We start from the raw sequence: 13,058 nt of genomic DNA, 5'->3' as shown, positions 1-13,058 counted from the left end.
AGTGCGGGCATGGTGTTTCTCCTTGATTCTGGCTTTGCGCGGAGTTGCGTGAGCCGGTGAATGAAGTATCGTCGTTGCGCCCTCTTGCCGAAACTGTGATTAATACAACTCGCGTGAGCGTCGCCTCCGAGTCAGACGCGCGCCCGGTGCTGTGCCTGACACCGGGCGCGTCCGACACTTCCCGCACGGCTGTCCCCCCGGATCAGCCGTGCGCTACGAGGCAGTGACGGTGCCGCCTCAGAAGTAGTGTGCGAGGCCGACCGCTACGCCGACCTGATTGCTGCCCGGCACGATGCTCAACCCATATCCGGTCACGCCGAGATTCGAGTTGTTCTGGTTGCGCGAAAAGCCGACTTCCGCGAAGAGCTGCGTGCGCTTGGACAGCAGATACGCCGCATTCGCCGCGAGCAGATACGGGTGCTGATTGGCCGACGAAATGTCGTTGTAGTAAATCGCTCCGGACAGAATGACTTCCGTCACCGGGCGATATTGCAGGCCCGCGTAGTACAACGCATTGCGCCCCGCGACCCCGGGTACATTGCTCAGATACCACTGATACCCGAGATACGGTTTGACGTTGCCGATGGCGTAACTCGCCCCGGCTGCCACGCGTTGCGAAGTCGCCCCCTGCGTTGCGACGGAGGTGCCCTTTTGCTGGTCGTACACCAGCGAGACGTTGAGCGGGCCGTTGGCATAACCCACCGACACGCTGTACTCCTTGCCCACACGCCACTCGCCCGGCACCTGCGCACCGTTGACGATGGTCGCGTCGTAGCCGGTCGAAAAAAGGCCGGCGACTTTGAAGCCGTTGAAGTTGCCCGCGTACTTGATCGAGTTGTCGGCGCGGCCCGCAAACTGCGCATCCATCGCAGGCAGCGAGTAGCTGTAATACGACAGCGGATCGAGTTCGAGGAACGCGTCGTAGATCAGGTTCTTCTGGCGGCCGATGGTCAGTGCGCCCCATTCGTTCTGAAGCCCCACCCAAGCCTGCCGGCCAAACATTCGCCCGCCTTGTTGCAACTGCCCGGAGTCGAGGTTGATGCCCGCTTCGAGCTGCATGATGGCCTTGAGGCCGCCGCCCAGATCTTCCGATCCTTTGAAGCCGAACCGGTTAGGTGCCTGCGAGCCATTGCTCACGCGAAAGAGCGACGACTTGCCGCCGTTCGCGCCAGCGCCTGCATTAGTGAGGTATTCCAGACTGTTGTCCAGAATGCCGTAAATCTGCAAACCCTCCGCCTTGGCGCAGCCCGCCGCGACGGTAAGCGCCATTGCCATCCAGACCTTGTGTTTCATGACATTCCCTGATTTTTATGTTGGATTCCAAACGACTCGTCCGTCAGGCACTACAAGACCGGCATGCGCTCGTTCCTTGTGAGAACGCGATGAGCGATTGCCGAGGGGGGAGGTGATTCAGCAGCACAGGAAGGCATCACACGGCGCGTGGTGTCGCCGAGCGTGCCGTTGCGCAGAGCGGTGATCTCTGCAAGGATCGCCAGCGCAATCTCCGGGGGGGTTCTTGCGCCGAGGTGAAGGCCGACCGGTCCGTACAGCCGGTCGATCTGCGCGGGCGTCAGATCGAACATGGCGAGGCGCTCACGACGCAACGACTGATTGCGGTGTGAACCGATGGCCCCGACATAGAAGGCATCGGATTTGAGCGCTTCGAGCAACGCCATATCGTCGAGCTTCGGGTCGTGAGTGAGCGCCACGATGGCGGTGTTGCCGTCGGGACGCAGACGCACGATGAGGTCGTCGGGCATTTCGCTCACACGCGTGACGTGGGGTGTCTGCGCATGGGGTTCGCCCTCGCCACGATCGTGAATATCGTGAATGTCGCGCGGATCGCAAATCACGATCTGATAACCCAGCGGCACCGCCATAGCCGTGAGATGACGCGTGAGCTGCCCGTCGCCGATGACGATGATGCGCCAGCGAGGCCCGAACGGCACGGTGAGGCGTGCGGGCGTGTAAGCGAATGCGGCGGGCTGTCTGACATGACGTACGCGTGCCTCGCCGGTCCGCAGATCGAGCTCGCGCGTGCCAAGCTCGCCCGCGTTGATCGCCGCGCGCATCGCATCAAGGGCGCTGCGCTCGGTGACGGCTTCAATGATCAGTTCCAAGGTGCCGCCACACGGCAAGCCGAACCGATGCGCTTCATCGGCGGTGAGACCGTACGTCTGCACGTGCGGGCGCAAACCGGGGTGAAAACCATCGGCCACTTTGGCAAGCAGATCGTCCTCGATGCAACCGCCCGACACGGAACCGGCGACCCGGCCACGTGCACCGAGCGCCATCATCGCGCCGACCTGGCGGGGTGCCGATCCCCACGTGCGGGCCACGGTCGCGAGCAGCACGTCGTCGCCCTGCGCCTGCCAGCGCGCCACGGCGTCGAGCACCTCGGCATCGAGGACATCCATTACGCGTGTCCCTTTGCGCCGGGCGCAGCGTCGCCCGCCAGCGCACGCGCCTCGGCAACGGTCTGCGGCAGCGGCATCGAGCGTGGCCGCACGCCCGTAGCACGCCGGATCGCTTGGGCCACTGCGGGGGCCATCGGCGGCAGCGAGACTTCCCCGCAGCCCTGCGGCGGCCGGTCGCTCGGCACGATCACGGTCTCGATCTTCGGCATCTCGACGAGATACAGCAGCGGGTAGTCGCCGAAGTTGCTTTGCTCGACGCCGCCGTTCGCAAACGTGATCTGGCTCTTGAACGTGTTGGTCAACGCGAAGCCGATGCCGCCTTCGATGTTGGCGCGAATCAGATTCGGATTGATCGCGCGGCCGCAGTCGACGGCACACACCACGCGCTCAATCTTGAAGCGATCATTCACGACGCGCATCTCGAGCGCGACCGCAACGTAAGTGGAGAACGCCGCAGCCCGGCCGGTGTAGGTGCAGTATCCGAAACCGCGATGCACACCGGGTTTGGCCGGAACCTGCCAGCCGGCCGCCTTGACCGCTGTGTCGATGACGGCACTCGCGAGCGCATCGTGTTTGAACAGGCGCTTGCGATAGACGATGGGATCGATGGCGGCCGCTTCGGCCATTTCGTCGATGAAGCTCTCGAGGAAAAACACGCTGGACGTCGAGCCGACCGAGCGCATGAAGCTCACCGGAATGTTCGGCTGCGGCACGTCGACCCCTTCGACGCGCAAGTTCGGCACGGCGTAGACGAGGTCGTATAGCCCGTCGAGCATGGTCTCGTCGTAGCCCGCCTTCTCGTAGTTTTCCTTCTTGATGACGTTGTAAAGCGACTGGCCTGCCACGCGAAGCTGCATCGCACGCGGTAAGCCGTCGTCACCCAAGACAGCCTGAAAGCGGCCGGACGCGCAGGGCCGATAGAAACCGTGCCGCGTATCGTCTTCGCGAGAACGAATCACTTTGACGGGACGCCCCACGGCAGCGGACGCCACCGCCGCATGGATGACAAAGTCGGGGACGTATTTGCGCCCGAAGCTGCCACCGAGGAAGGTGGTGTGCACGGTCACTTTCTCGGGCGGCAGTTTGAAGATGCCACCGAGCGCCCAGCGCACTTTGTCCTGCCCTTGAATCGGGCCCCAGACTTCGATCTCGCCAAGGTCCTTGCGCACGTGCACGGTCGCGTTCACCGGCTCCATCGTGGCGTGCACGATGTAAGGCGTGTGGTACTCGCCGGTAACGACCTTGCCGCCCGCCGCGATGATTCCCGGCGCATCGCCGATGTCCGTGGCGATGCCGGGTTTGCCGTGGATGAGTGCCGCGCGACGCTCGGCAAGAATGGTGGCGCTGTCGGCCGCCGCGCCCGCTTTCCATTCGACGTCGAGGGCGTCGCAGGCTTTCTTGGCACGCCAGTAGTCGTCGGCGACGACGATGATCGCGTCCTTGGCGATCACGACGTCATGCACGCCTTTGCGCGCCTTGATGTCGTCGCGATTCTTGACCGCGAGCGGCGCGCCGCCGGTGGTCGGCGCCATGCGCACTGCACCGATGAGCATGCCGGGCACCTTGACGTCGATGCCGAAGACAGCGGAGCCGTCGACTTTCGGCGGCGAATCGAGACGTTGCATCGGCTTGCCGATCAGTGCGTGAGCGGTCGCCGTCTTCAGGTGCGGATGCGGATTGAGCGGCAGCTTCGCCGCGTCGGCGGCCAATTCGCCGTAGCCCAGCGAGCGGCCCGACTGTGGATGGATCACGCGGCCTTCGCGTGTCACGCAGTTGGTAGTGCGCACGCCGAGGCGTTGCGCGGCCACGCTCACGAGTGCCTCTCGCGCCTGTGCGCCGGCAATGCGCAGGCGCTCGTAGAAGAGCGTCACGCTCATCGACGCGCCCACGAACTGCTGCAATGCCTCGTTGGCCGCCGCCGTACGGTACGCGTCGCGCGCCGTGACGAATTCCACCCGCACGCGCCGCCAATCGGCATCGAGCTCGTCGGCAAGTACTTGCGGCAGGCCGGTGTACACCCCCTGCCCGACCTCGCATTGCGACAGGCCGAGCACCGTCGTCCCGTCGGCGTCGATGCGAATCCAGTCGTTGATTTCGATGAGGTGAGCGCCCGGCGGATTGCCCGGCTCACTGCTCGCCGCACGGGCTTCGGGGCTCGCCACCCACGACGCGGAAATCGGAATCAGCAGGCTGCCGGTGGCGAGCGTCACGCCCTTGAGCCATTGGCGGCGTGAGGGCAATGCCACTGCCGTCGTGCCCTCGGCGATATCGTTCACCTTCGGCACGGTGCGCTCACCTTGCGCAGTGCGATCAGCGTTTAGCAGCGGCATGGATGGCCTCCCGAATGCGGTGATACGTCGCGCAACGGCACAGATTGGTCATGGCCTCGTCGATCTGCGCGTCGGTCGGGTGCGGATGCTTGTCGAGCAACGCCGCCGCCGCCATCACCATGCCCGACTGGCAGTAGCCGCATTGCGGTACGTCTTTGGCAATCCACGCCTGTTGGATCGGATGCGAGCGCGTGGGCGACAGCGCCTCGATCGTCGTGATGCGCTTGCCCGCCACGGCCGACACCGGCAGCACGCAAGTGCGCGTGGCGACGCCTTCGAGATGCACGGTGCAGGCGCCGCACGCGCCGATTCCGCATCCGTATTTGGTGCCGGTCAGTCCCGCGGCATCGCGGATGACCCACAGTAACGGCGTGTCGTCTTCACCCTCGAAAACGAACGGCCGCCCGTTGAGCTGGAATTCCATGGACTCTCCCGTTGTGTCTCGCCACCGGCATCGACACGCGTTGGCGCGCGCCTTCCGATGGCGATTGAATTCTCACAACGAGAAAAATGCCGAACAACGGCCGGCCGACCCGAAAAGGTCGCCGTTCGTCCAGAGACGGGAAAACCCCTGTGCCTCTGCCCGTGCGGCCGGTCGCTGACGCGCCGCCCGCTTTTTGTTTTTAGTGGCCCAGCTCACAACTGCGCAGATACTCGCGGGGCGGGAGTCCGTAACACCGCCGGAAGGCTCTCGTGAAGGCTTTCTCCGAGGCGTAGCCCACCGCGTCGGCCACGTCGGCCACTCTCGCCCCGGCACCCGCCAATCGCTCTGCCGCCATGTACATCCGGTGTGCGGTCAGATACGACATCGGTGACTCGCCCACTAACTCCCTGAACCGCAGACAGAACCGTGACCGCGACATGCCCGCGATGCCCGCCAACTGTTCCACCGTCCACGCTCGCGACGGCGCCTCGTGCATCGACGCAATCACCCGGCCCATCTGCGGGTCGGTCATGCCACGCAGCCAGTGCGTACTCGTCCCGCCGCTCGACGCCAGATACGCCCGCAAGATCTGCACGAACAACACGTCGGCGAGGCGCGCCACCGCCACGCGCCACCCCGCGCCGCGTTGCATCGACTCCTCGATGAACCCGGCGAGTGTCGTGGTCAGTAGCGCGGGCACGGCGGGGTCGCCCGCACGGATGTGAATCACCGGCGGCAGCGACGCCAGCAACGGGTTTCTCACGCGCTCCCGAAACATCACCACCCCGGTGTACAACTCGCTCACCGCGCCCGTGCCCCCGGCCCGAAACGCCAACGGGGTATCCAGCCGCGGTGCGATGCCCTGCGCCGACATCATTTGCTCGAAGACCACCGGCGTCTCGTCCAGCGACGAACACATCACATGCTCGTGCCCATGCGGCAGCAGCACGCAATCGCCCGGCTCGACACGCACCGGCGGCATGCCGGCCACCACGAGATAGAACGGCGCCCCCAGTGCCGTGCGAAACGGCACACCGTCCAGTGCAGGCTTTCGTAGTGACCACGGCGCACCGAACGTAAAGCGCCCGGTGACCACGGCATCCGCCCGCACATCACTCAGAACGTCACTCAGAACGTCACTCGACGGATCCATGGCATGGGTCCTCGCACGTAGGGATGGTTTGTTTCATGGGTGGAACTTCGATTTATATATGGATTAATCGAAGTATGCCGTTTCGCTCGCCGGAAAAGTATCCGGATCGGCCTAGGGGAAGTACGGGGGAGATTCTGGGAAGGACAGGGGAAGGATGCTGCGGAGGGCGGGGACGAGCGTCCCCGCCGAAGGGATGCGAGTGAGATGCGGACTTAATGCCGCATCGACTGCATCAGCCGTGCAGCCGCGTCACGCAGGTGAGGAACACTTCGCTCGACGGCCCTACGGCGCGTAGTTGGCACGCGGGTGCGTCGATCTGGTCCAAGCGCAGCGCGTGGCCAGCCGGCACGTGCACGGCCTCGCCATTGGCGAGTGCCACGCTGACGCCGCCCTCTCCCTCTGCACAGTAGAGAAACGCGACGCTGTCGGCCTGCGCCGGCAGTCCCCACGTCACAACGTCGCCCGTCAGGCGATGTTGCACCAGCGTGTGTTGCCACTCGCTACGGCGCGTCATGACGTTGAAGTCGTCGATGGGCACCCCCGCGTTCTCGAGCGCTGGCGTGCTGCTCACGGCAAGTTCGCCACCAAACGCATACGGCGAGGTTTGCGTCGTGAGCGTAACGTCGTCACGGCCTTCCACGTTCAGCGTGAGCGATCCGCCGCGCACGATGGCCAACGAGCGGTCGATGCCTGCGAAAACAGAGAATGGTCCGGCCGTGGCAACCGTCGCCGTGCTGATGCGCCAGTCGAAGCCGTCTTCGCCGGGGCGGCGCGCAACGGCCAGTTCGGTCGTCACGCCCAAGCCGTTCTTCCACGGCATCTTCTGGAAATCGGCCGGGCCGAGAACTTGTACTTTCATGCCCACTTCCCTGACATTCGCGCGCGTTGAGGTGTCACTCATCGAGCGTCACTTATTGACGCACTTCGCCGTGACCGAACACGACGTACTTGAGACTCGTCAGCCCTTCCAGCCCCACCGGGCCGCGGGCATGCAACTTGTCGTTCGAAATGCCGATCTCGGCGCCCAGCCCGAACTCGAAGCCGTCGGCAAAACGCGTGCTCGCGTTGATCATCACGCTCGCCGAATCGACTTCGCGCAGGAATTGCATCGCCGCGCTGTAGTCCTCGGTCACGATGGCATCGGTGTGATGCGAGCCGTAACGGTTAATGTGTTCGATCGCCGGGGCGAGACCATCGACGATCTTGATCGCGAGGATCGGCGCGAGATACTCGGTGGACCAGTCTTCCTCGGTCGCCGCCACGACACCGGTCACGCCCGCATCGGTCAGCGCCGCCACGGTGCGCTCGCAGCCGCGCAACTCGACCTGTTTGCCTTGGAACATGCGGGCAATCGCGGGCAACTGCGCCAGCGCGTTCTGGTCGACGAGCAGCGTTTCCATGGTGTTGCACGTGCCGTAGCGATGCGTCTTGGCGTTCTCGCAAATCGCCAGCGCTTTGGCGGCGTCGGCGCGTTGATCGACATACACGTGACAGATGCCGTCGAGATGCTTGATCATCGGCACGCGCGCATCCTGCATCAGGCGGGCAATCAGGCTCTTGCCACCGCGCGGCACGATCACGTCGACATATTCCGTCATGGTGATCAGCTCGCCCACGGCGGCGCGATCGGGTGTGCTGACGACCTGCACCGCATCGCCCGGCAAGCCGGTCGCGGCAAGCGCTTCGGCAATGAGGGTCGCCAACGCGGTATTGCTTTCGATCGCCTCGGAACCGCCGCGCAGGATCGTCGCGTTGCCCGACTTCAGGCACAGCGCCGCCGCATCGATGGTCACGTTCGGACGCGATTCGTAAATGATGCCGATCACACCCAGCGGCACGCGCATCTGGCCCACCTGAATGCCGCTCGGCTGCACGCGAACGTTGCTGATTTCGCCGATCGGATCGGACAGACCGGCGATCTGGCGCAAGCCTTCGATCATGGTGCGCAGTGCCTTGTCGGACAGCGTCAGACGGTCGATGAAGGCGGCGTCCTGCCCGTTGGCTTTGGCGCGTTCGAGATCGCGCCGGTTCACTTCCTGCAACTTCGCGCCATCACGCTCGATGGCGTCGGCAATGGCCAGCAATGCGCGGTTCTTAGCGGCCGTATCGGCACGCGCCATGGCGCGGGATGCCTCGCGGGCACGCTGGCCCAGCGACTGCATGTAGGCTTTGATATCCATCTCGTGACTCTGCTCGATTGGGTCGATTGGGTCGATCCGGCGGAGGGTCCGCCGTCGTCATTTGATATTTTTGGGGCGCGGTCTACGCGTGCGCCGGACGTGCCGGGCGGGCGGAGCGCGCCGCCGGCGGTCGGTCGCCGACGAGCAACAGGCCAAGTTGCAGCATGCCGTCCCACGGGTCGCCGGGCAGACCGTCGGCACGCAGCCCCTTGACCTGCCGGTCGAGACGCGCCGCCAGTTGCAACGCTTGGGCAAGCATCGCCGGCGTGACGCGGTTCGCCGCCTGTTCCATCAAACGCTCGCGCGGGCCCCACACACGGTATTCGCGCAACAGCATCGCGAGCGGTTTGCCAGCGGCCATGCCGCGTGTGATCTTCGCCAGTGTGCGCACTTCTTCGGTAAGCGCCCACAACACGAGCGGGGCCGCTTCGCCCTCGCCGCGCAAGCCGTCGAGCATTCGCACGAGTCGCGGCGTATCGCCCGCGAGCACCGCTTCGCTCAACTTGAAAACGTCGTAACGCGCGACGTTAAGTACCGCATCCTGCACCTGCTCGAATTCGAGCGTCCCCGACGGGTACAGCAAGCCGAGTTTCTGAATTTCCTGATGCGCCGCGAGCAAATTGCCTTCGACGCGATCGGCGATGAACTGCAACACCCGGCGTCCCGCTTCGCCCGCAGCCACGCGCTGCCCCTGTGCGGCAAGACGCTGCGAGATCCAGTCGGGCAACCGCGCCCGGTCGACCGTATCGATCTTGACCGTCACGCCCGCACGATCGAGTGCGGTGAACCAGTCGGACTTGGACGCCGCCGCATCGAGACGCGGCAACGTGATGATGGTCAGCACGTCGCCGCTGGCCGCCTCGGCATGCGCCTTGAGCGCAGCACCGCCGTCCTTGCCGGGTTTGCCGCCGGGAATACGCAACTCGATCAGCTTGCGGTCGCCGAACAACGACATCGACTGCCCCGAATTCGCCAGCGCGCCCCAGTCGAAACTGCGCTCGACCGACAGCACATCGCGCTCGGTAAAACCACCGGCGCGGGCCGCCGCGCGCACGCGATCGACCGCTTCCTGCACGAGCAGGCTCTCGTCGCCGTAGATCACGTAGATCGGCGAGAGGGTCTTGGCAAGATTCGCGTCAAGCGCGTCGGGGCGCAGTTGCATGGCCGTGAGTGTCGTGGGTGTCGTGGGTGTCGTTGGTCTAGTGGTCCGGGTTCGGCGCCGGCATGGTCTTCACCGCTTCCATGCGGCGAATGATCTGATCGACGGCATCCTTCTGCATGTCGCGATTGAGCAGCGCCGCTTCGGTATCGCGGGCCGTCGCCTCGCTATCGCTGTACGGCAGGTTACGCGTCAGACGGATCGTGCTCAGCGGAATGATCGGCGTACCGTCCGGGGTCACCAACTGGAACGTGAACGTACTACGCATCTCGTACTCACGCGCCTGCCCCGTCGAGTCCAGACTGACGGCGGTTCTCGTGGCGGTCTGCCCCAGAATTTCCAGCCGCGCATCGGCATCCGACGGCGCATCGACGACGACCGTCCCCTTACTGCCGTAACGGATGTATCGCCGGATATCGATACCCATCTGCCCGCCGCCGGAGATATACAGGCGCTTGAATGCGTACTCGCTCGCCCCGCGCAGTTGGAAACCACACGCGGTGAGCGTCAGCGCACAGCCCAGCAGGGCGATCCAGCCGAAGATCCTGCGCGTCATGCCCGCGCTGCGTTGCCCGGATGTCATTTGCACGTGATGTGCCCTCTTGTCACCAAATCATGGATCGGCAGTCGCTGCCGGCTCAGACCACCACGTTCACGAGACGACCCGGCACGATGATGACCTTCTTGACCGGCTTGCCTTCGCCGAACTTGACCGTCATCTCATGCGCCAGTGCCGCCTGCTCGATGGCCTCACGCGAAGCGTCCTTGGCCACGAGAATCGCGCCGCGCACTTTGCCCGCCACCTGCAACACGAGTTCGATTTCGTCCTGCACCAGCGCAGCTTCGTCCACCACCGGCCACGAGGCGTCGAGCAGATCGCCCGACTCGGCCGCGTAACCCAGCGCATCCCACAGGCCGTGCGTGACGTGCGGCACCACCGGGTAAAGCACGCGCAGCAAGATGCCGTAGCACTCGCGCACCGCGCCGGCACCGGCCGCGCCCTTGTCGTTCTCGATGGCGTTGAGCATCTTCATCGCCGCCGACACGACCGTGTTGTACTGCACACGCTGGTAATCGTAATTGGCTTGCTTGAGCACGCCGTGAACCTCACGACGCAGCGCCTGCGCGGCCGGGTTGGCGGTCTCGATGGCGACACCCGTCTGACGCAGCAACGCGGCTTGCGATTGACCAAAGCCCCACAGGCGGCGCAGGAAGCGGCTCGCGCCTTCCACACCAGCGCCCGACCATTCCAGCTGTTGTTCCGGGTGCGCCGCGAACATCACGAACAGACGCGCCGTGTCGGCACCGTACTGATCGATAAGCGATTGCGGATCGACACCGTTGTTCTTCGACTTCGACATCTTCTCGATGCCGCCCAGCACCACGTCGCCGCCGTCGGCCTTCGAGGTCGCGCCCACCGGACGACCCTTGTCGTCGAGCTGCACCTGCACGTCGAGCGGGTTGAACCACGTCTTCTTGCCGGCGTCGTCTTCGCGGTAGTACGTCTCGTTGAGCACCATGCCCTGCGTGAGCAGGTTCTGCGCCGGTTCCTTGAAACTCACCAGCCCCAGATCGCGCATGACCTTGGTCCAGAAGCGCGAATACAACAAGTGCAGAATCGCGTGCTCGATACCGCCGATGTACTGATCCATCGGCATCCAGTAATCGGTGCGCGCGTCGACCATGGTCTCGGCGTCCGGGCAGGCGTAGCGCATGAAGTACCACGACGAGTCCACGAACGTGTCCATCGTGTCCGTCTCGCGACGCGCCGGCTTGCCGCACTTCGGGCAGTCGCACTTCAGGAAGGCTTCGGACTTGGCGAGCGGGTTACCCGAGCCGTCCGGCACGAGGTCTTCCGGCAACACCACGGGCAGATCTTTCTCCGGCACCGGCACCGCACCGCACGTGTCGCAGTGGATGATCGGGATCGGCGTGCCCCAGTAACGCTGGCGCGAAATGCCCCAGTCGCGCAGACGGAACGTGATCTGCTTGTCGCCGACTTCCTGCGCCTTCAGATCGGCGGCAATCGCGTCGATGGCGGCAGCAAAGCCCAGACCGTCGTACTTGCCGCTGTTGATCAGCGTGCCTTCCTTGTCGCCGTACCAGGCCTGCCATGCGTCGGTCGAATACGTCTCGCCGGCGACCGCTACGACCTGCTTGATCGGCAGACCGTACTTGCGCGCGAACGCGAAGTCGCGTTCGTCATGCGCCGGCACGCCCATCACGGCACCTTCGCCGTAACCCATCAGCACGTAGTTGCCGATCCACACTTCGACCTTGTCGCCGGTGAGCGGATGCGTGACGAAGAAACCCGTCGGCATGCCCTTCTTTTCCATCGTGGCGATGTCGGCTTCGGCCACACCGCCCTGCTTGCATTCGGCAATGAATGCCTGCAAGTCGGGGCGCTCGGCGGCCAGACGCGTGGCGAGCGGGTGCTCGGCGGCAATCGCGCAGAAGGTCACGCCCATGATCGTGTCGGCACGCGTGGTGAACACGCGCAGCAGCTTGCGCTCGCCGTCGAGCTCGTACGGGAACCCGAAGTTCACGCCGAAGCTCTTGCCGATCCAGTTCTGCTGCATCACTTTGACGCGCTCGGGCCAGCCGAGGGCGTCCAGATCGCCGAGCAACTCGTCGGCATAATCGGTGATGCGCATGTAATACATCGGGATCTCACGCTTCTCGATCAGCGCGCCCGAACGCCAGCCGCGGCCGTCGATCACCTGCTCGTTGGCGAGCACGGTCTGATCGACCGGGTCCCAGTTCACCGTCCCGGTCTTCAGATAGACCACGCCCTTTTCGAGCATCTTGAGGAACAGCCACTGATTCCAGCGGTAGTACTCGGGCGAGCAGGTGGCGACTTCGCGCGACCAGTCGATCGCCAGCCCCATCGCCTGCATCTGCTTCTTCATGTAAGCGATGTTGTCGTACGTCCACTTCGCGGGCGGCACATTGTTGGCCATCGCCGCGTTTTCCGCCGGCATACCGAACGCATCCCATCCCATCGGCATGAGCACGTTGTACCCGCGCATGCGCATCTGACGGTACATCACGTCATTGATGGTGTAGTTGCGCACGTGTCCCATATGCAGCTTGCCCGACGGATACGGCAGCATCGAGACGCAATAGAATTTCTGCTTGTCCGCGCGCTCGGTGGTCTTGTAGGCATCGATTGCCTGCCAATGCGACTGGGCGGAGGCTTCGACGTCGGCGGGAACGTATTTTTCTTGCATGATGGGTCGGCGGATAGGATTCGGCTCGGCTTTGCCCTGCCGGTGTGCGGCCATCGGCGCGGCACACGGGTATTTGGGGCAGATCCGGGGAAAACGATGATTATAACGCCGCCGGGTGCGGATTCAGCGCGATGGCGGCGGGCGTCGCAACCTTCAGATCGAAGG

General features: G+C 64.4%; 10 protein-coding genes. All 10 read right to left on the bottom strand.

What is annotated here, in order from left to right; all coding sequences use genetic code 11:
- Window positions 1-237: 237 nt before the first annotated feature.
- The 10 genes from PIN31009_RS22955 to leuS all read right to left on the bottom strand — a co-directional run bounded on the left by PIN31009_RS22955 (window position 238) and on the right by leuS (window position 12,893).
- Complete coding sequence (locus PIN31009_RS22955; RefSeq protein WP_150791675.1) at window positions 238-1,293, bottom strand: porin; 1,056 nt, start codon at window positions 1,291-1,293, stop codon at window positions 238-240.
- 50 nt (window positions 1,294-1,343) lie between these two features.
- A complete protein-coding gene (locus PIN31009_RS22950) occupies window positions 1,344-2,417 on the bottom strand; it encodes an XdhC family protein (RefSeq protein WP_150791674.1) in 1,074 nt (357 codons plus the stop codon).
- The gene (locus PIN31009_RS22945) at window positions 2,417-4,693 is read right to left on the bottom strand and encodes a xanthine dehydrogenase family protein molybdopterin-binding subunit (RefSeq protein ID WP_425495511.1); all 2,277 of its coding nucleotides are present in this window, start codon (window positions 4,691-4,693) and stop codon (window positions 2,417-2,419) included. Before PIN31009_RS22945 ends, PIN31009_RS22950 begins: the two co-directional genes overlap by 1 nt.
- 34 nt (window positions 4,694-4,727) lie before the next feature.
- Entirely contained in the window at window positions 4,728-5,171 is a 444-nt protein-coding gene (locus PIN31009_RS22940; RefSeq protein ID WP_058376124.1) for a (2Fe-2S)-binding protein, read from the bottom strand.
- Between the two features lie 199 nt (window positions 5,172-5,370).
- The gene (locus PIN31009_RS22935; RefSeq protein ID WP_150791672.1) at window positions 5,371-6,324 is read right to left on the bottom strand and encodes an AraC family transcriptional regulator; all 954 of its coding nucleotides are present in this window, start codon (window positions 6,322-6,324) and stop codon (window positions 5,371-5,373) included.
- A 232-nt stretch (window positions 6,325-6,556) separates the two neighbouring features.
- Window positions 6,557-7,183 (bottom strand): HutD/Ves family protein, encoded by a 627-nt coding sequence (locus PIN31009_RS22930; protein WP_174997349.1) that lies wholly within the window; start codon window positions 7,181-7,183, stop codon window positions 6,557-6,559.
- 52 nt (window positions 7,184-7,235) lie between these two features.
- Window positions 7,236-8,504 (bottom strand): glutamate-5-semialdehyde dehydrogenase, encoded by a 1,269-nt coding sequence (locus PIN31009_RS22925; RefSeq protein ID WP_150686200.1) that lies wholly within the window; start codon window positions 8,502-8,504, stop codon window positions 7,236-7,238.
- 82 nt (window positions 8,505-8,586) lie between these two features.
- Window positions 8,587-9,666: a DNA polymerase III subunit delta gene (holA, locus tag PIN31009_RS22920; protein ID WP_150791670.1), complete on the bottom strand. Its 1,080-nt coding sequence runs from the start codon at window positions 9,664-9,666 to the stop codon at window positions 8,587-8,589.
- Window positions 9,667-9,703: 37 nt separating this feature from the next.
- Window positions 9,704-10,219: an LPS-assembly lipoprotein LptE gene (locus PIN31009_RS22915; RefSeq protein WP_174996243.1), complete on the bottom strand. Its 516-nt coding sequence runs from the start codon at window positions 10,217-10,219 to the stop codon at window positions 9,704-9,706.
- 82 nt (window positions 10,220-10,301) lie between these two features.
- Window positions 10,302-12,893 (bottom strand): leucine--tRNA ligase, encoded by a 2,592-nt coding sequence (gene leuS, locus PIN31009_RS22910; protein WP_150791669.1) that lies wholly within the window; start codon window positions 12,891-12,893, stop codon window positions 10,302-10,304.
- Window positions 12,894-13,058: the final 165 nt, after the last annotated feature.

The sequence above is a fragment of the Pandoraea iniqua genome, assembly GCF_902459685.1.
In the GTDB taxonomy this organism is placed as follows: domain Bacteria; phylum Pseudomonadota; class Gammaproteobacteria; order Burkholderiales; family Burkholderiaceae; genus Pandoraea; species Pandoraea iniqua.
This window is presented reverse-complemented; position numbering and strand designations above follow the sequence as displayed.

Excerpts from the sequence above, each read along its gene's own strand:
- PIN31009_RS22955 (WP_150791675.1), bottom strand. The coding sequence starts at position 1,293 with ATGAAACACAAGGTCTGGATGGCAATGGCGCTTACCGTCGCGGCGGGC.
- PIN31009_RS22950 (WP_150791674.1), bottom strand. The coding sequence starts at position 2,417 with ATGGATGTCCTCGATGCCGAGGTGCTCGACGCCGTGGCGCGCTGGCAG.
- PIN31009_RS22940 (WP_058376124.1), bottom strand. The coding sequence starts at position 5,171 with ATGGAATTCCAGCTCAACGGGCGGCCGTTCGTTTTCGAGGGTGAAGAC.
- PIN31009_RS22935 (WP_150791672.1), bottom strand. The coding sequence starts at position 6,324 with ATGGATCCGTCGAGTGACGTTCTGAGTGACGTTCTGAGTGATGTGCGG.
- PIN31009_RS22930 (WP_174997349.1), bottom strand. The coding sequence starts at position 7,183 with ATGAAAGTACAAGTTCTCGGCCCGGCCGATTTCCAGAAGATGCCGTGG.
- PIN31009_RS22925 (WP_150686200.1), bottom strand. The coding sequence starts at position 8,504 with ATGGATATCAAAGCCTACATGCAGTCGCTGGGCCAGCGTGCCCGCGAG.
- holA (WP_150791670.1), bottom strand. The coding sequence starts at position 9,666 with ATGCAACTGCGCCCCGACGCGCTTGACGCGAATCTTGCCAAGACCCTC.
- PIN31009_RS22915 (WP_174996243.1), bottom strand. The coding sequence starts at position 10,219 with ATGACGCGCAGGATCTTCGGCTGGATCGCCCTGCTGGGCTGTGCGCTG.
- leuS (WP_150791669.1), bottom strand. The coding sequence starts at position 12,893 with ATGCAAGAAAAATACGTTCCCGCCGACGTCGAAGCCTCCGCCCAGTCG.